This is a genomic window from Clostridium sp. C1 (assembly GCF_018223625.1).
Lineage (GTDB): Bacteria > Bacillota_I > Bacilli_A > Erysipelotrichales > Coprobacillaceae > Allocoprobacillus.
In genome coordinates, this window is record NZ_CP073631.1 from 1375053 (window position 1) to 1395292 (window position 20240).

Sequence of the window (20240 nt, forward strand, 5' to 3'; positions counted from 1 at the left end):
GGAATGAAAACTATGCTTTTAAAAAATAGAATAGAACATCTGGAAAATGTTCTCAGTGAAATAAATCATTCAAAGTTGTATGAATATCCACATGTAGACTTTATTCTCGCCAAGGAAATCAATGGAAAATATTATTATACTGCAGGAGTTTCAGATAAAACTGATCCATCCAAAGCCTATCTGTTTCGACCAAAGGCAAGAGCCAGAACTATTCCTCTTCAAAACATTCGTTATGACAAACAAAAATATAGAGAGTTGTTTGATGAATGTGTTGAGGGATACGTGCTTCAGCAATTGAATAAAGGATACAAGATTGTTTATATATCCATCGCCTTTCATATTGCAGTATGGGAATTCATAAATACCTATTATGACAACATTGAATATTTTAGTGACGGAACCATCGACTATCTTGAATTCTGCCATGAAACAGGGATTTCCTCTACCCTTCTTTCCCATTACAGTGGCGCACTATTTCCTGATTTTGTTCATGAATTGCTAGGCAAATTTACGCTTGAATCATCTAAAAAACTTATAAAAAGTATGATAGAAGTCAATAATCACATGATAGATATATATCAGATCAGAAACGAACTAGGCTATAAGATTCTAGATAGGGGATTAAAAAATGAAGAAAGAAGTTAATGATTTCATCAATAACACCTATCAAATATTCAGGGACAAAGAAGAATTTGATATGATTATCAGTCAAGTTCTGTCACTTAAAAATGAAGATGGAACAATTGGATTTCAGGCAATAGCTGTATCTCAAAATGATCCTGATGAAATCAGATGCATTCGTGAAAATATTCAAGCAAAAACAGAATACCAGAAAGTTCCCAGCTGGGACTATAACATTGAGGACTATCTATTGGATGATCTTGAAAATGGGTTTGAGATAGAATATATGACAATAGATGAGCATTGTGGCATCTGGTATACCATCGATAACTGGCGTGACGACATTTTTCATATGGATGGTCTTCAAAAATATCTATACTACTCTCAACAAAATGGAATCACTTCACAAGTCATTTCATTATATAGTTCAGAACATATAGATATTTCTGATCTCTATCATGAAGCAAATGGACCATATAAAATTATTGCTGAAACAAGTATTGGAAGCAGAGCGATTGTTCTAGGACATAGCTCTATCTCCCCATCACCTTATGTGACATGGGATACTACACCTAACAGAAAATATGGATATTATGCTGGTCATTATTTTTCAAGTTACACAGATGCTTTCAAGGATTATAAAGAGCGATGTCAAGTCATTCTAAACAAACATCTTGAATTTGAAAGAAATAAAACAAAGCCAATCAAAGGAACAAAGAAATATGAGCGATGAAAATTCATTCAAGATGATATTACAGAATGATGATAAGAAAGTATATATCGACCTTTCAAAAGGATATGATCATGTTTCTAATTCTCTACGCAAGTTAGGATATTATCCTTATGATGTTAAATTTACTCATGTAAGATTCAAGTTCACATATCAAAGTAACGAAAATTTAAAATATCTAGCTCAAATCGTTGATAAAAATGATTACATCATGGACGTATTTAGAGCATTTCAGTACCTTAATCATGAAGAAGGATTTGATAAATGTCTAAGTACATCAATAAATGAACATCAGATTCATTCGATTTCAGACATACTGGTCAAAGGAAATCTATATCAACTCTATAACAATAGTAAAAACAATAATATACCCAACCCACAAAAGATAAAACTGGAAGATATAAGATTTCAGGAAATAACAATTTTTAATAAGCATGCGTTATTCACACCTTATCGAATTAACAGTAAAGTTCTTCCAAAAGGAGTATACAAATATGAGTGCCAGTGCGATGATAATCAAGATGGAATAATTACAATGATAGGAAAATCTATTCATGTTAATTTCTGGGGAACCATATTGACTACAAAGAAGATAGGATTACATCATTGTTATAGAAATGTAGATGAGACTAAAGATATATTATTTGCTGATTCTAAAAGTATTTCGATTTTTGATTATCTTAAAAAACATCCTATTGTGAAAATTAATCACTTTCGTTAATTCATATTGTAAATAAATTTTTCTCATGAGATAATTTAACTAGTTAAATTAGAATTTTTAAAGTTGTTAAAATACGACTTTTGGAACAATCAATTATACTATTAAATGATAAAAACAAATATATGAGGAGAATATTGATATGAAGAATATACGAAAGTTTTCTATCTTTATAAGCTCTACTTATGAAGATCTAAAAAAAGAAAGACAAGCATTGGTAGGTGTAGCACTAGAGAACAATTTTATACCTGTAGGAATGGAGCAATTTCATGCTGCTCCTACAAACCAATGGAATGTTATAACAAAGATGATTGATGAGTGCGATTGTTACCTTCTTGTTATTGGAGGTCGGTACGGATCAATCGATGAAGCAACTGGTATAAGTTACACAGAAAAAGAATACAATTATGCAAAAACTAAGGGACTACCAGTACTTGTATTGATTAAGGAACCTTCAGCTATTACTGAAAATGAAAGGGATGCTGGTGACGACAAATATGATAAAATGAAAAAACTTGATGAGTTCAGAGAAAAGGTCATGAACGATGGAAATACTGTTGATTTTTTCACAGACTTAAACAGTTTAAAATATGTGGCATCACCGACATTTAAGAATGCCATTGATTATGTTGATGATAATGCAGGATGGGTTCGATATCGAGATATAGTAGATGTAATTAATGAAGAGGCAGAAGAGCGCAATAAAGTTAATGCTGAACTTGTAGAACATCAACAAAAAGGATTAGAAGATATGAAAAAAATGCTTTCTCAATTTAGTAGTAGACTCATTGATCTAGAGAATAATCAAGTAAAATGGGAAGAAATTCCTACAGTAACAAATGAAGATATCGATAAATTTTTTCAAATTGAAAATGAGACACTAAATTCTGGATATACAAAAAGAAACAAGTCAGTTATAGGTCAAAATGATGTTGGCAATATTCCTGTAGATTCAGCTATTCTGTTAGTATATGCAGCTGACGGTGATGGACAAATCATAAAGATGCAGACAATTAGCTCACCTACTAAGATTATTACATCGGGTAAACAGTTTCCAGCTGATAACTCAAGAAGAGAATCGGCAAGATGGATAGAGGCGTTAGACCGACTTATAGAATGGGGTTGGGTTAAAGCTGTAGGATATAAAGGTGAAATATTTGAATTGACAGGAACTGGTTATAATAAAGCAGATTGGTTGAAAGATAATATGGGAATAGATACTTCAAAAGACCCTTTTGACGAGTTAAAAGAGTTTGCAGATTAAAATTTCTATATACTTAAAATATTCTCATTTTCCAGTTTGCTAAGTATCTAAATTATAATTTATGTATAGGTGGTAATATAGAATGTCCAAATATAATTTCTATTATGATGAATCTGAACATAGCCGAAAAATTAACTACAAGACGATAAGTGCCTCTAATTATTATGATAATTTTGTAACAATGATTATAGGATGGTCAACTAAGGAAGATAATATTCTGCAACGTTATGCTGCTTTTGAAACCAAATATGAAAACAGAAAAGATCGCAATGGTGAAATCAAAAGCACTATGTTTAAGCAAAAACAATTCAAGTATGGGTTTGCATCCCTCAACAAACAAAACGCACAATTTGCATATGATTTTTTGTCACTTTTTGACAAAAATATTCATATTTACTTTTCTGTTTCCAGTAAGATAGAATACCTTATATTACAACTTTTTCAAGATTATCGAAACAGTTATCTTATTGATGTAGATTTAATGAAATATTCCATTACAAAAGCTCTCGTTGTGTATCGTCCAAAAGAAATCATTAAGTGTCTCTATGATTCACCAGAAAATTTTCTAGAGGAATTAAAAAATTTTTTTCAAAATAGAATTGAATACAACAAAACTAACCCAGAATTAAAGCAGACTGAGACGATTGCATTTCAACAAATTTTATTCATATTAGATGGAATTTCAAATAGTCCAAAGCTTGATTGGGATTATCATATGCCCTTTGATGGGTTCAAAAAATATCTACAAGAAAAAGATATACAAAATTATTTATTGTTAATTGATAAAGAAGGTAAAGTAGATCAAGAAAGTAAAACCTTAATAGCGGCTCATGAAGCTGGACTGGATAATTCATGCGAGGTCAATTCCATGGATTATTCAGGTCTTCGTATAGCAGATATGATGGCAGGAATTATTTCTAAACTATTGAAAGGTATATGTGATTCTTTACGATACCATTCCCTTGATGAAGGTACCCACAAAAAAATTTTGGATAAATCTTGGTTTCAATTGAATGAAATTCAATTAGAGCTTTATAAAAAACTATACCTTCTTATTTGTGAATGGCAGCCTGCCTGGTACAAATCATATTCTGGTATTTATTCAGATGATTTGGTTGTATTTATTGCATTGCTCAACTTCATGAATCATTTTGAATCTGTTGAGAAAATTCAGGCTCATATAGACATGCAAGGTGAATATTTTAATGCATTTGCTTGTAAACAATTAGAAAATTATTTTAATCAAAGAAGATGTAAATTATCAATCGATCCTATAATTCCCTTTGATGAAGAATCATTTTTAAATCAAAGAGGTGCAAAGATATATTTCGATTCAAAAAAACAAGCTCTTTTACCACTATATGAAGGTTCTCAAACTTTTGAAGTATTATCTGTAGGAGTTGATTGCAAACTCACTCCAACAGTAACTATTCTTCAACATGGAGAACCTAAGTGCTTTCGACTTCCAAATGAACTAAGTGAATGGGCTTGCGTCGTTGCTGAAATGGCAGCCAACGGGATGAATCTTTTTCCTACCAAAGTAATATTTTCCAATATTAACGGAAAATATTATGTAGATATACTTTGATTATAAAAAAATTTATAATTATCTGTTCTTCAGAAATATAAATTTAGCAAATAATTTTAATTTATAAAGAAGAATAAGAATAACATATTATAATCAAAAATATAAATTTATAATATAAGAGATTCCTACTTTTCTAGGAATCTCTTTTTATATACAAACGAAAGGAGGTTCAACATTGAAAACAAAATATGAATATATACATGAACTTTTGATTGAACAAGCTGAAAACCTTTCCAAGTCCCCTTATAATTGGATGGCATTTTTAAAGACATCAGCCCACATGTTCAAATTTCCTTTTCAGGATCAGTTACTAATCCATGCTCAAAGACCTGATGCTACTGCATGTGCATCTTTTGAAACATGGAATGAAAAACATAGCCGATGGATACGCAAAGGCTCTAAGGGTATTGCTCTTTTAAACGATGATAATACCTTAAGATATGTATTCGATATAAAGGATACACGAAGTCCCAACTTCAAGCCTCTCCATCTATGGAGAGTAGAAATAAAAGATGAATTAGAATATATCCATATGCTTGAAAATAAGTATGGAAATATGAATTCTTCTATAGAGTTAGGACATGCAATCATTGAAATGTCATCTATCATTGCTGAAGATAATATACAGGATTACCTTTCTCCCCTATTCAAATTTCGAAAAGACAGCGAACTTGAGCAAATGGAAGAACATGAAATCATGACTGAATTTAAGTCATTATTAGCAAACTCCATAGCATTCGAGATCATTCATAGAAGTGGATTGAATGTTAATGATTACTTTACTGCTGAAGATTTCTATGCTATAAAAGATTTCAATTCCATTGACATGATCATGCAGCTTGGAACAGCAAGTCGTGACCTATGTGAAATAGGAATGAATGATATTTCTGCAAAAGCAAAAGAAATTATGATTCGTACATTTGAACAGTCCAAACAAATGATACAAAATAGAAGTGTAACCAACGAAAGGAGCGATACACATGAAAGAATTGACATACAACCAAGTGGGAGATTATCTGATGCCGAATCTGAAAGCAGAAGAACCAATCTTAAACAGCCGATTCGCAAGGATGAGATACAATTACCTCAAAGAAAACTATCCGGCACATCTTCTCACATTGAGAGCAAAGAACAAACTGAACGAGCATCTGAAAACAGTCGACCAGGAAGCGACACAGAGAATGGAAGTTCTGATGGAAGAATTGCTGAAGAAACAGCCAGCTCCAGACAAGGAAACTCATCAGATGAAGTGGGTTCAGCACATGAACAACCTGAAGGCACAAGCCGAGGAAATAATCTTAGCAGAGATAATCTACAATTAGATTTAGGATTAGGTGGTGAAGAAATAAAAAATGCTTTACCACCTTTTGATTTGCATGATTTACCTGCATTATTAAGAGAAGATGTGAAACTGCAACATACTCGTGAGGAGATTCGACAATTTTTCTTAACACATACAGACGATAAGGAACGTGCCGACTATCTTGCTGAGTGCTATGACGATACCTTAGTGGAAACATTCAGACATCCAGAAAAGAATGACTTCTCTTATATTGGTTACAAGAAAGATGGTAACGGGCTTAATGTATGGGCTGGTAGCTGGCAAAACAAAAAATCCAAATCTCATTTATCTTTCTTTCAGCTTCAATTGGAAGTCGCAAAATTAATTGAGAACGACGAATATTTATATTCTAGACAGAAAGGCATGACTCCTATTCAATTGACCTATGAAAAAGGATTAATGAATAGAAATGTAGACTATTATCTGTTTTCATATAAAAATGAGTTCAGAAAAAACTCTACTGAAATTATTGAATTTCTAAACAATGAACAAGACCAACAAAAACGAATACAGTTTATAAAGGATTTTTATCCTGACCAGATTGTAGAAATGGAAGTGGATGGTGTCATTCTTGGATTCAAGAAAGAGAATGAGCATCTGCATATCTACATGGGAACGTATGACAATCAGAAAGCATCTAGCGATTACAGTTGGTCACTTGTAGAAAGTGAAATAGATGGCATGATTCTATCGCGTTATTTTGATCCTAGTGTTCAAATTCCAACTGTTGAAGAACAGCAAACAGCTATATATGAAAATGAGGAACAGCTCAAAAACGGTATTTATTTTTCTCAAGAAGAGATTGATCGTATCCTTGTTCGTGGCAGCGGCTTCGTAGATGGAAAATACAGAATCTATCAACAAATGCAAAAAAAACAATCAATAAGCGAAAATGCCAAATTTCTAAAAGAGGAATATGGAACTGGTGGCTCAGCACCAGCAGTAGGTCTCATCAATATAAATCATGACAACAAAGGAATCACCTTTTCCAGAAGTCGACAGATAGGTAAAGAAGAAATAACAATAACACTCAACTGGAAGAAGATTGCTAAAAGAATCAGTGAGCTTGTTGCTACAAATCGTTATCTCAATGAGGAAGAAATGGAAGGATACCCTGCTTTTCTTCAGAAGCAGATGGAGCAGCAGCTTGAATACGAACGTAAAATGTTAAATCATGAACCAATAGGTGTTGTCGTAGAAAACAGTACAGATGAAAATGTCAAGAAAGACTATCGTTGGAAAGTGGGAGATACCTTTTATAAAGGAATTGATGAATACACCATCATCGAAGATGGAAATCAGATTGCTATCCAAAGTGATGAATTTCCTTTATTTATTGATTACCTATCAAGAGAAGAATTCAAATCTCTTTTAAAGGAAAACCCACTTAATGATAAATTACTAGTTGCAATCGAAGAAGATAATCATAAAACTAGCGAACAACAGCTTCTTGATGAATATATTCCTGTATTTATTGATAGGATTCAACGAAGTGAATACTACCCTCGATTAAGAAATCGTGATACAGATGTACATGAGGCAGAGTTGCTGATTCGAGAAGCTATGATTGACATCATGACATCTATAAACATGACAGATGAAGACATCTACAACCTTTATACAACCAACGATGTCTTCAGAGAAAAGGTTATAGATCATCTTATCGACAAGGTCTATAATGATGTTTCAACATTACCTGTTCAAGAAACATCAGAACTTTATAAAGCACTGTATGGTCTTGTTCCTAATATTTTGGATGTTCAGTCCTACATGATGACATTTTATTCGAAAAACAGTGAAGAACATCCTCTTACTATTTTCTATAATAGTGATGAGAAAATCATTGAAATGTATCACTGGTATGAACTTAATGGAATCGAGATAACTGAACCGCATATGAAGTTTTTCTATGATTCCACAGATAGGGCAATTACCCCTATCTATTACAGCAATCCTCTACTCAATGTTGAATTTGATACTGATAATGATCCAAATGAATTCCTACAGAACGATATGCTTCAGTATGCCTTGATCTGGATACAAAATATTAAGGATAAAGATTATTATCTGGAATCTGAACAAATTTACATGAATGATGAAAAAATAGGCACGTATCATATGGATTATAATGATAATGGAGAAATCATTTATTCAAGTATGCCTAACGACAAACGCATAGATTATGCAAATGCACATAATCTTACCAATTCTATCAAAAATTCTCATGAATTTGATAGCAATGACATTATTCAGAAGCTTAACAATCAAGCTGAACAGAACAAATCTCAAGAAGAGCCAGTCAACTATCACATTGATAATGAACATCTTGGATCAGGGACTCCTAAAGAAAGATATAGAAACAACATTGCAGCCATCATGCTGCTTTTTTCTTTAGAAAAAGAAAATCGTCTCGCAACACCAGAAGAACAGGAAATCCTTGCACGATATGTAGGCTGGGGTGGTTTAAGCGATGTATTCGATTCGACAAAATCAAACTGGACAAATGAATATACAGAACTGAAATCACTTCTCAATGATGAAGAATATACACAGGCAAGAGAGTCTACTTTGACTGCATTCTATACCCCACCTATCGTGATCGATTCTATTTATTCTGCTTTGAACAATCTTGGATTCAAGTATGGAAATATACTGGAGCCAGCCTGCGGGACTGGTAACTTCTTAGGAAGATTGCCTGAAAATATGAAAGATTCCAAATTATATGGAATTGAACTGGATTCGATTACTGGTAGAATTGCCAAACAATTGTATCAGAAAGCCAATATCACGATAGATGGATACGAAAACACAAATCTTCCGGACAGTTTCTTTGATGTTGCCATCAGTAATGTTCCATTTGGACAGTTCAAGGTATCTGATAAAAGATATGATAGACTGAATTTCAATATCCATGATTACTATTTTGCAAAGACACTGGATAAAGTAAGACCTGGTGGTATCATTGCCTTTGTCACTTCTAAATACACGATGGACAAAGCTAATTCATCGGTCAGAAAATATATTAATGAACGTGCTGAACTGTTAGGTGCAATCAGACTTCCTAATACCACATTCAGCGAAAGTGCAAACACCAAAGCGGTCAGTGATATCGTGTTTTTGAAGAAACGTGAAAGACCGATGGTGGTTGATGAACCATGGCTATATACACAAGAGGATGCAAATGGTTTTGTCTATAATGCCTATTTCCAGAACCATCCGGACATGGTACTGGGAAACTTTGAAATGTCAAAGTCAATGTATGGACGTGATGAATTGACCGTTGTTCCTTTTGATGATATTCCATTGAAGGATTCACTTGAAAAAGCTGTTTCAAATATCCAAGGTAAGATGGATCAGATCATCTTCGATGATAACGTCATTGAAGATTCCAATGAAGAAATAGTGACGATACCTGCAGATCCAACAGTAAAAAACTTCAGCTACACGCTCATTGATGGTGATATCTATTTCAGAGAAAACAGCATCATGACGAAAATGGAACTGACTGAAACTGCAAGCAATCGTATTACTGGCATGATAGAAATTCGTGACTGTGTACGTAATGTTATTGACTATCAGAAAGAAGATTTTGAAGATCTGATTATTGAAAACGAACAGAAAAGACTGAATATCCTTTATGATGCATTCACAGAAAAATATGGACTCATCAATTCCCGTGGAAATAGTTTAGCTTTCCGTGATGACAGTTCCTACTATCTTTTGTGTTCGCTGGAAAACTTAAATGAAGATGGTACGCTTAAGTCAAAAGCTGACATGTTTTCTAAACGTACAATCCGTAAACATGTTCCTGTTGAAAGTGTTGAAACTTCCAATGAAGCACTTATGATTTCACTAGCTGAAAAAGCAAAGATAGATTTTAATTACATGAATCAGCTTACAGGATTTAATAAAGAGAAAATGGTAGAAGATTTAAAGGGTGTCATCTATCGAATTCCTGACATTGATGATAACAACGAAGTCTATATCACTGCTGATGAATATTTGAGTGGCAATATTCGCCAAAAATTGAAAGTAGCAGAGATGGCAGTATCCATCAATCCTATCTATCAGGAAAATATCGATGCATTAAAGCAGGCTATGCCTGATGAACTGTCCGCTTCAGAGATTGAAGTAAGGCTTGGAGCAACATGGATACCTGAAAATATCTATGAAGATTTCATGCATGAACTTCTATCGACCTCTACTTTTATTCAATCAAGAATCAATATTACCTATTCAAAAGCTACTGGAAACTGGAATATATCGAACAAGAACTGGGATAGAGGCAATGCAAAAGCCGAAAAAACGTATGGGACACATAGAGCTAATGCCTATCGCCTCATTGAAGATTGTTTAAATTTAAAGGCAACAAAAATCTACGATTACGAATATGATGATGAAGGCAAGAAAGTCGCTATTCTTAATAAAAAAGAAACGATGATTGCTCAACAAAAACAAGAAGCTATCAAGGAAGCATTCATCAGCTGGATATGGAAAGATTACGATCGCAGAGAACATCTTGTAAAAAGATATAATGAACTGTTCAATTCCATTCGTCCTCGTGAGTACAACGGAGATCATCTGGAATTTCCAAACATGAACAACGAAATCAGTTTAAGAAAGCATCAGAAAGATGCGATTGCTCACATACTTTACGGTGGAAATACACTCCTTGCTCACGTAGTTGGAGCAGGGAAATCTTTTGAAATGATTGCTGCGTGTATGGAATTAAAACGTCTTGGATTATCTCAAAAAGCGATGTTCGTTGTACCAAACCATCTGATTGAACAATGGGGTTCTGAATTTCTAAGACTCTATCCAAGTGCAAACATTCTTGTAACAACAAAAAGGGATTTTGAAAAAAGCAAACGAAAGACCTTCTGTTCACGTATTGCTACTGGTGAGTGGGATGCAGTTATCATTGGACATTCACAGTTTGAAAAAATTCCTATCTCTGTAGAAAGACAACGTAAACTCATTGAAGATCAAATCGAAAGCATAACAAACGGCATTCAGGACCTCAAGGCAAATGGTGGTGAAAGATTCTCCGTCAAACAATTGGAAAGAACTAAAAAAGGCTTAAAGAAAAGACTAGAGAAACTAAACAGTGATGAAAGAAAAGATGATGTTATCTACTTCGAGGAACTTGGCATTGATAGATTATTTGTTGACGAAAGCCATAACTATAAGAATCTTTTCCTTTATACCAAAATGAGAAATGTTGCAGGTCTAACCCAAACAGATGCTCAAAAATCTTCCGATATGTTCATGAAATGCCAATATCTAGATGAAATCACAGGTGGCAAAGGTGTTGTCTTTGCAACGGGTACTCCTATATCCAATTCCATGACGGAAATGTACACAATACAGCGTTACCTCCAGTACAATACATTAAAGGAACATGGACTGGAGCATTTTGATAGCTGGGCAAGTACATTTGGCGAAACAGTAACAGCCATTGAATTGGCTCCAGAAGGAACTGGTTACAGAATGAAGACAAGATTTGCGAAATTCTTCAATCTGCCGGAACTGATTAGCATGTTCAAAGAAGTAGCAGATATCAAAACAGCAGATATGCTTAATCTCCCTACTCCAACTGCTCATTATCATAATATTGCAGTCAAGCCAAGTGAAGAACAGAAACAAATCGTTGCTGAATTTGCAAAAAGAGCTGAAGCCATACGTAATGAAAATATCGATCCATCAGTGGATAATATGCTAAAGATTACCAATGATGGAAGAAAACTTGCACTCGATCAAAGACTCATTGATCCAACCCTTGATGACAACCCTCATAGCAAGGTCAATGAGTGTATTGATAATGTCATTCGCATCTATGAAGATACCAAAGATAAAAAATCTACTCAACTTATTTTTTGTGACATGTCTACTCCACAGAAAACCTCTAAAGCATTTTTAGAGAAACTGGAACAAAATAAACAAGTTCCATACACAAATGTTTATGATGACATCTACAAAAAACTTATTGAACATGGCATTCCACCCAATGAGATTGCTTATATTCATGATGCTGCAACAGATACAAAAAAGAAAGAACTCTTCTCAAAAGTAAGGCAAGGAAGTGTCCGCATACTGCTTGGATCTACTGCTAAAATGGGTGCTGGTACGAATGTGCAAGATTTACTGATAGCTTCTCATGACCTCGATTGTCCTTGGAGACCAAGCGATCTGGAGCAAAGATCAGGAAGAATTATCCGTCAGGGAAATACAAACAGTGATGTAGAAATCTATAGATATGTAACGGAACAGACATTTGATAGCTATTTATACCAGCTTATAGAAAGTAAGCAAAAGTTTATTTCACAGATACAGACATCAAAGAGTCCTGTCCGCTCAGCAGAAGATATAGATGAAGTTACGTTAAGCTATGCTGAAATCAAAGCCCTCGCAAGTGGAAATCCAAAGATAAAGGAAAAGATGGATCTCGACATACAGGTCAATAGATTGAAACTAGCAAAAGCTAATTATCTAAGCGAAAAATATGATTTAGAAGATAAAATTATTAAATATTACCCAACTAAAATTGCCTCTATCAAGGAAAAAATCAATGACTATCAAAAAGATCTGGACAGCACTTCACCTGTTGAGGAATTTAGTGGAATGACATTACAGAATCATTTTTACTTGGAAAAGGAAACTGCAGGAAAGGCATTACTGATCTTATGTGAGAAAGATAAATCATCGAATCAAAAAATAATCGGTGAATATCGTGGCTTTGAATTACACCTCTCCTATGACCAGTTCCATTCCTATCATCAATTGACATTAAAGAAAAATGGAACATACATGATAGATCTAGGAAATGATGTTTACGGAAACATTACAAGAATCGATAATCAGATCAGTTCAATTGCAAAAAAGTTAGAGACAGAAAGAAGCCTTCTGATAACTGTAGAACAACAATTTCATAATGCAAAGGAAGAAGTTGTTCGACCATTTGAAAAAGAACAGGAACTGCAGGATAAGTCATCTCGTTTAGCTATACTGAACAAAGAGCTGGATATAGGAAATCAAAATGATAAAGAAATAGTTCCTTTAGATAAATCATCAGAAGTCATTCAAGATAAGACTATCAGTCATCATGAAAGATAAATTTTCAAATTGACATAAAATGTGTATACTGTATCTTTGTTACTTAAATTTAAACGTTTTAATGATATTGTATGAAACGATATAATATCAGCAACTTGTTAGAACAATGATATATGAATAAACAATACAGAATTCTCTACAGAGGTAACATAAATAATTTCGTTACTTCTTTTTTATTTCAATGCCATCAGTAACGTTTTCCTTTTTAGGATATAAATTTATTATTTTATTAAATCAAATATCAATATTATCTTAACAGCAACGAAAAATCTTTCGTTGTTGTTTTATATAGGAGAAACCGAACATGAATACAAAACTTATAAAAAAGATACCAATCGAACATGTCATACAGCTCAAGACAATTGATTTACTGTCATATTTAAAGCAATACGAACCAAATTCAATCATCAAAAATAAGAGCCATTATGATTCAATTACGCATAATGGTCTTATAATTTATAAGAATAGATGGGCATGGAAATCACATCATCTTAATGGCAAAACAGCCATCCAGTATCTTGTTTTCGTTGAAGAAATGGACTATATTGATGCTCTGTATCTTCTCTATCAATGTTATAGCAAGGAGCTTAACAATGGCAAAAAGATTCATCAGTAAAAAAGATCTAGCAAGAATCAAGGAGCTTGACCTTCTAACCTATCTCAAAAATTATGAACCGCAGGAACTTGTTAAAAAGAGCAGAAATGATTATGTGACTCGCACTCATGGTTCGCTTCATATAAGCAATGGTCTATGGTGCTGGTGGGCACAGAACATTGGAGGACGAACTGCACTTCAATATCTCATTAAAGTAGAAGGTATGGAATTTTTAGATGCTGCATTATATCTAAAGGATCTGATTGATAAACAACCTCCAACAAAAGTTATTCAATCAAATAAATCTAGTTATCATTTTCGCCTCCCCTATCGCTACGAAAATGACAACAAGATTATCAGCTATCTTGTCAATGAACGAAAGCTCGATAAGAGCATAGTAGATTATTGCATCAAGAAAAAAATCATCTATGAATCAGCACATGATCATGCTGTTGTATTTGTTGGATATGATGAAAGCCATATGCCTAAATTTGCAAGCACACGCTCAATAGATTCTGATATGAAAAAAAACATTCCAGGAAGTAATAAAGCATACAGTTTCTGCATTAAAAATGAGCATAGTCATCAGCTGCATGTCTTTGAATCAGCTATAGATTTGCTATCATATATGACGATTCTAAAAGGAAATAAAAAAGATTATCTTAACAATAATTACCTTTCCATAGATGGAGCAACTCTCATCGGGAAAAATATCCATGATACTGAAATACCTGTAGCCCTTAATCATTTTTTAAAGAACAATGAAATCAATTCCATATTTCTTCATATGGATAATGATAAAGCTGGAAAGGACACTGTCAAAAAAATTCAATATCATTTAAAAAATCAGTATAAAATCATTGACTGCTCACCACAAAAATATAAAGATGTTAATCAAGAACTACAGACCAGAGTATTTCATACTGACATGGAAAGATAAGTCAATTGCAGAAGATTTCCCCAAAAACATGCAAATTTTAATTTTGTACAATTCATTTTCAAAGAAAAATATTGCATAATAATGATGAGGTGATTTACTGATGGATAATATAAAAATAATGACCATTATACTAAAGGAACAGAAAGATGATGTTATTGATTATTACTATCTTGCCAATGAATCTGATACAAAACTAGCTGGTATCGTTTCATTGAAGATGAACATTTTTGAAAAACTTCCTGCAAAGATTGACGACTATACACTCTTTGCGATAAACGCATATCTCAATGATGAAATCTCAATAGTTCGCCCGTGCCATGAGCCAGTGAAACTTCCAGATTGTCCCGATATCTGTGGAGTATTGGCTTCTGGTACAATTATACACTACTATGTTGAAAATAAAAAAATGCCTGAATTCATCTGTTCATTAAGTGATGATGCTATAGATTTATTAATGCAATCTGATGAATGCATTCAATCACTTGTTGATAATGGCATTATAAGTAAAAAAGAATTAGATGAATATCGTAAAGAACAGAATAAAAAAAGTTCATAAGCGTATCATCCAATGACTAATGGGCCTTTCGTGTGTTCAAAAATGAATCAGTCTATTTTTTAGCCATTCGTCTATGAGACAATGGCTGTTTTATTATGTAGAAGGAGTGAATATCTATGAAGAAATATCTTGTTGAAATTACTGAAACTTTGCAAAAACAGATTACCGTTTCGGCTAATTCCCGTGAAGAAGCTGAACAAAAAATCAAAGAAAGATACAAAAATGAAGACATCATTCTAACTGAAGATGACTATATTGATACAGACTTTCATGTCATAAAAGAAACAAGAATAATGAATCATAATGAGAGATAAATTATGATTTCTATTCTATTCTTAAAATAAGATAACATTTTATTATTAATTATTAAAGGAAACATAATAGCGATATAACTGCCCATTTAGTAAATGATTGAAAGAAGTTTTAAAAAATAATATAATGAAATTAGTTATAGGACTTCTATGTTTGTATGAAAGGAGATATACCAGTGAGCTCAATATCTGATAGTTTTACTAGAATAAATTTTCTCTATAACATTAATGATTTAAAAAACTTAATCAGTATATTTGAATATGGTATTCTATCAAAGAATTCATTAATAAAAAAAGGAATAAAAAATTACACAGATTTATCTAATCCTGATGTACAAGAAAGACGAAATAACATACGAGTTCCAAATCATGGATTCTTGCATGATTATGCTAACCTTTATATTGACGCTCGAAATCCAATGATGTATTTTGAAATAAACAATAAAAATATTAATGAACTTTGCGTTATTTGTGTAGATAAAAAAATTCTAGATCTAGAAAATGTCGTCATAACAGACCGCAATGCCGCTACTGAACTTGCTCAATTTGACGAACCTGAAAATGCCCTAAGATTTTTAGATTTTGATAGTATATTTGCAAAATCTTGGAACCACCCTATACCATATATTAAAAATGAATTAAAAGCCAAGAAGTGTGCAGAAGTTTTGGTTCTTGATAAAATTCCTGTAAATTATTTAATTAAAATTAAAGTTGCGACACAACTGGCAAAAGAAAATGTAGAACAGTTACAATTAAATGTGCCCATAGAAATAGATAAAGATATATTTTTTCAATAAAGAAAGGAGCAGTTATTATGATTCAAATCAAGATAGGTAATATATTCGAATCAGATAAGGAAGTTCTTGTTAATACAGTAAACTGTGTTGGTGTCATGGGAAAAGGTATTGCAAAAACATATAAAGAAAAATTCCCAAAAATGTTTGAAGAATACAAAAATTTATGCATAAAAAAAGAAATTACACCAGGAAAAGCCTATCCATATTATGAAAATGGCAAAGTGAGAATACTCAATTTCCCTACCAAGCAACACTGGCGATCACCATCCAAACTTGAATATATAACCAATGGCCTAGATTGGTTTGTTCAAAATTATCAAGAACTAGGGATCAAATCAATTGCATTTCCACCCCTAGGTTGTGGAAACGGTGGGCTTGATTGGAAAACAGTTGGACCCGTAATGTATCAAAAACTTTCTAAATTACCTATCGATATAGACATATATGCACCTTTTGGAACATCAAAAGAATATCTGACAAGTAAATATTTATTGAATGAAGATATTCAAATTCAAGATACAGGAATTATCAATGAGCCAATCAACAAAAACTGGTTATTGGTTTTACAATTAGTAAAACATCTCTCTCATTCAAAGTACAGCATAAAAGTTGGGCGTACCATTTTCCAAAAAATGTGCTATGTTCTATCAAGATATGGAACAGATTTAGGATTGAAATTTGTAAAAGGAACTTATGGTCCTTACTCTTCTGAAATCAAAAAAATGATTACAATTCTTTCGAACCATAATTTAATTATCGAAAAAGAATATGGTCAAATGATATTGTTAACAGTAAATAATAACTTTAAGATCAATCCAAATGATTACTCGCCAGAGGATAAGGATAATGTCAATAAAACATTCAGATTGTTTCAAAGAATAAAAGATACTGAACAAGCCGAGCTGATTACAACAATATTATTTTCTTATGATCAATTAAATTTACAAAATAATACTATTACAGAAAACTCTTTATTCAATTATATTATCAACTGGAAAAAAAGATATAACACAGATGAATATGAAAAAAGAATAAGAGAATTATCTAAAAACTTAACTTCAATGGGTTTAATAAATGTTGACTATTCACATGACTTTAAAGAATATGATTTTATATAATCCTTTAATCAGTTTGTCTATATCTCTTGTAATTATTATTTATAGGATATATAGTATATGCAAAAATAACATTGATTATATTTGACTATTCATTAAAAAATGAGTAGTCTTTTTTGTTAGGAAATAATATCTCCATATTAAAATTACGATATAAAAGTTATCAAAAATTCTAAAAAGTGAATTGTTTTTCAATATTTTATGGAATCCAAATATCAAAAATCCATAGAAATATTGTTAAATTTTTATCAGCAAAGATATGTGAGATGTTGATTTTTCATGTCATAAAAATAAATAGAATAATGGATCACAATGAGAGATAAGTACATTATTATCTCTCTTTTTTGTTATGGAAATTGAAAGGAAGTGAATACAAAATGGATTCAAGAGTACAAAAATCAATAAACAGATTGGAAGCATTAAAGAAAAAAAAGCTAAGTGAAAAAGAAAAAATTGAACATGAATTATCCTCAATAAATGCAGATTTGAAAAAATTATACACATTTAAAAATGAACAGGATAAGCTTCAGACTGCAATCAATGATTTTTATCAACCTAAAAATACAATTAATAACGAATGACACTCCAAGAGTGTCCTGTATACTAGCAAGCACTGAATTCGGTTGCCCACCTCATTCGCTTGTTAGGGTTTCACCCTAAGACCCCTACTACTGAAAGGAGAATTGCCAATGGCAGAAAACAGAAAAAGACCTCATCGAGTGATCATTCATCTCAATGACAAGGAATTGAATTCACTCAATGAAAAAGTACAGCAGACAGGTTATAAAAGGGAAGGATATATCCGTCTGCTCATTGCTGGTTATGAACCACCACCAAAACCAAAGAAAGATTTTTATGATATGATCAAGCAACTGCGAATGATTGGAAACAATCTTAATCAATTGTGCATTATAGCCAACAAAACTGGAAATATAGACTACCATAGAATAAGATATGCTCTCGACGACCTTAATAAAAAGATTGTACAAATCAGAACTGATGTTCTTCTCCCTAGAAAGGCTGTTGATGATGGCAACAACTAAAATATGGCCAGTAAAAAATCATCTTAAACGTGTGCTTGACTATACCAGCAATCCAGAAAAGACTGACACTCTTGATGACATTGACTTTCAGTTCAATGGACTTTCTCAAAGTATCCATTATACAACTCAGGATATGAAAACAGAAAAGCAGTTATATGTTACTGGAATCAACACTCATCTTTCCACTGCCTTTGAAGATATGGTCCTAACAAAAAAAACATACAGCAAAGAAGATGGCATTCTTGCCTTCCATGGCTATCAGTCATTCAAGCCCGGTGAAGTTGATGCTGAAACTGCACATCAGATTGGTATTGAACTTGCCAATATTCTATGGGGAGATCGTTTTGAAGTTCTTGTATCAACGCACATAGATAAGCACCACTATCATAATCATTTTGTCATCAATTCTGTTTCCTTCCGTGATGGCAAACGTTATTACGATAATAAAGCTACCTATAAAAGAATGAGAGAGGTATCCGATGTACTTTGTGAAAAGTATCAGCTTTCAGTCATTGAAGATAAAAGTAGTCACTCTCGTCATTATGCAGAATGGAAAGCAGAAAAAGAAAACCGACCAACGAAACGAAGTCTAGTTGTTGAGGATGTTGAATATGCAATTTCTAAATCAACTACTAAAAAACAATTCCTAAACGCATTAAAGGATATGGGATACTCCATTCGTGAAGGAAAATACATTTCACTCAAGCCACAAGGTGGAGAAAGAGCCTTTCGTCTGCACAAGTTAACGAAAGACGGAAGATATGATATGAGCATTATTGAACAGCGTTTATATGAACGTCGCTATGCACAGTTTGAATCACCTGCCCATACATCACCAAAGAAATACTACTATAAAGGAAATCTAACCAAAGCAAGAAAACTGACAGGCTTCAAAGCATTATATGTACATTACATGTTTATCCTTGGAGTGATTCCTAATCAAAGACCTGCTCCAAAAGTACATTACTATCTTAAACAAGATTTATTGAAACTGGATCAGATTACTGAGGAGGTTACATTTCTTTCAAAGAAGAATATCAACACCATAGAAGAATTAGAATCCAACCTTGAGGAAACAAATACACAAAAACGTTCGCTTGAGAATGAACGTAAATGTGTGTATGGAAAAATTAAACGCTGTCGCAATGCAGAATCAAAAACATTGCTTCAACAAGATGTTGAATCCATGACAGAGCAAATCAAATCATTACGAAAGGAGGTGGTGCTTTATGAGAGAATAAAAAAACGTTCAGAAGATATGAAATCCAAGATTAAGTATTATACTGAACAGGAAAAGAAACATGAACAAGATTCTATCACAAGATAGAAAAATATTGACATCACTTATAAAGATGTTATATTCAGTTTGACAGTATGTTTTATAAGCTATAGTTTTCTAACCACTTGAGATCGGATGTGCAGATTGATGCAGGGCTATAGCAAGTACATTAAGATATGATTTTCTGGCATCTTGTCGCTGGATGTGCAGATTGATGCGGAATCATAT

16 protein-coding genes are annotated in these 20240 nt (G+C 32.8%); all 16 read left to right on the forward strand.

Annotation, left to right across the window (positions count from 1 at the left end; translation table 11 throughout):
* Positions 1-12: 12 nt before the first annotated feature.
* The 16 genes from KEC48_RS07505 to KEC48_RS07580 all read left to right on the forward strand — a co-directional run bounded on the left by KEC48_RS07505 (position 13) and on the right by KEC48_RS07580 (position 20060).
* A complete protein-coding gene (locus KEC48_RS07505) occupies positions 13-645 on the forward strand; it encodes a hypothetical protein (protein ID WP_211965175.1) in 633 nt (210 codons plus the stop codon).
* Complete coding sequence (locus tag KEC48_RS07510; protein WP_211965176.1) at positions 629-1354, forward strand: hypothetical protein; 726 nt, start codon at positions 629-631, stop codon at positions 1352-1354. Before KEC48_RS07505 ends, KEC48_RS07510 begins: the two co-directional genes overlap by 17 nt.
* On the forward strand, positions 1344-2072 hold the full coding sequence (locus KEC48_RS07515; RefSeq protein ID WP_211965177.1) for an LPD28 domain-containing protein: 729 nt from the start codon (positions 1344-1346) through the stop codon (positions 2070-2072). The genes KEC48_RS07510 and KEC48_RS07515 overlap by 11 nt, the downstream gene beginning before the upstream one ends.
* Before the next feature lie 139 nt (positions 2073-2211).
* Complete coding sequence (locus KEC48_RS07520; RefSeq protein WP_211965178.1) at positions 2212-3333, forward strand: DUF4062 domain-containing protein; 1122 nt, start codon at positions 2212-2214, stop codon at positions 3331-3333.
* 82 nt (positions 3334-3415) lie between these two features.
* A complete protein-coding gene (locus tag KEC48_RS07525) occupies positions 3416-4921 on the forward strand; it encodes a DUF3800 domain-containing protein (protein WP_211965179.1) in 1506 nt (501 codons plus the stop codon).
* A gap of 1019 nt (positions 4922-5940) precedes the next feature.
* Positions 5941-6243: a TnpV protein gene (locus KEC48_RS07530; RefSeq protein ID WP_249191432.1), complete on the forward strand. Its 303-nt coding sequence runs from the start codon at positions 5941-5943 to the stop codon at positions 6241-6243.
* Between the two features lie 4616 nt (positions 6244-10859).
* Positions 10860-13376: an SNF2-related protein gene (locus tag KEC48_RS16175; protein WP_249191433.1), complete on the forward strand. Its 2517-nt coding sequence runs from the start codon at positions 10860-10862 to the stop codon at positions 13374-13376.
* A 304-nt stretch (positions 13377-13680) separates the two neighbouring features.
* Positions 13681-13992, forward strand: a complete 312-nt coding sequence (locus tag KEC48_RS07540; protein ID WP_211965182.1) for a hypothetical protein — start codon at positions 13681-13683, stop codon at positions 13990-13992.
* Positions 13970-14911, forward strand: coding sequence for a DUF3991 and TOPRIM domain-containing protein (locus tag KEC48_RS07545; RefSeq protein ID WP_211965183.1), 942 nt, complete (start codon positions 13970-13972; stop codon positions 14909-14911). The genes KEC48_RS07540 and KEC48_RS07545 overlap by 23 nt, the downstream gene beginning before the upstream one ends.
* Before the next feature lie 100 nt (positions 14912-15011).
* Entirely contained in the window at positions 15012-15467 is a 456-nt protein-coding gene (locus tag KEC48_RS07550; protein ID WP_211965185.1) for a hypothetical protein, read from the forward strand.
* A 116-nt stretch (positions 15468-15583) separates the two neighbouring features.
* Complete coding sequence (locus KEC48_RS07555) at positions 15584-15781, forward strand: DpnD/PcfM family protein (protein ID WP_211965186.1); 198 nt, start codon at positions 15584-15586, stop codon at positions 15779-15781.
* Positions 15782-15954: 173 nt separating this feature from the next.
* A complete protein-coding gene (locus KEC48_RS07560; protein ID WP_211965187.1) occupies positions 15955-16575 on the forward strand; it encodes a DUF4433 domain-containing protein in 621 nt (206 codons plus the stop codon).
* A gap of 17 nt (positions 16576-16592) precedes the next feature.
* The gene (locus KEC48_RS07565) at positions 16593-17693 is read left to right on the forward strand and encodes a macro domain-containing protein (protein WP_249191419.1); all 1101 of its coding nucleotides are present in this window, start codon (positions 16593-16595) and stop codon (positions 17691-17693) included.
* A gap of 353 nt (positions 17694-18046) precedes the next feature.
* Positions 18047-18271 (forward strand): hypothetical protein, encoded by a 225-nt coding sequence (locus tag KEC48_RS07570; protein WP_211965188.1) that lies wholly within the window; start codon positions 18047-18049, stop codon positions 18269-18271.
* Between the two features lie 108 nt (positions 18272-18379).
* The gene (locus KEC48_RS07575) at positions 18380-18733 is read left to right on the forward strand and encodes a hypothetical protein (RefSeq protein WP_211965189.1); all 354 of its coding nucleotides are present in this window, start codon (positions 18380-18382) and stop codon (positions 18731-18733) included.
* A complete protein-coding gene (locus KEC48_RS07580; protein ID WP_211965190.1) occupies positions 18720-20060 on the forward strand; it encodes a relaxase/mobilization nuclease domain-containing protein in 1341 nt (446 codons plus the stop codon). Before KEC48_RS07575 ends, KEC48_RS07580 begins: the two co-directional genes overlap by 14 nt.
* Positions 20061-20240 lie beyond the last annotated feature (180 nt).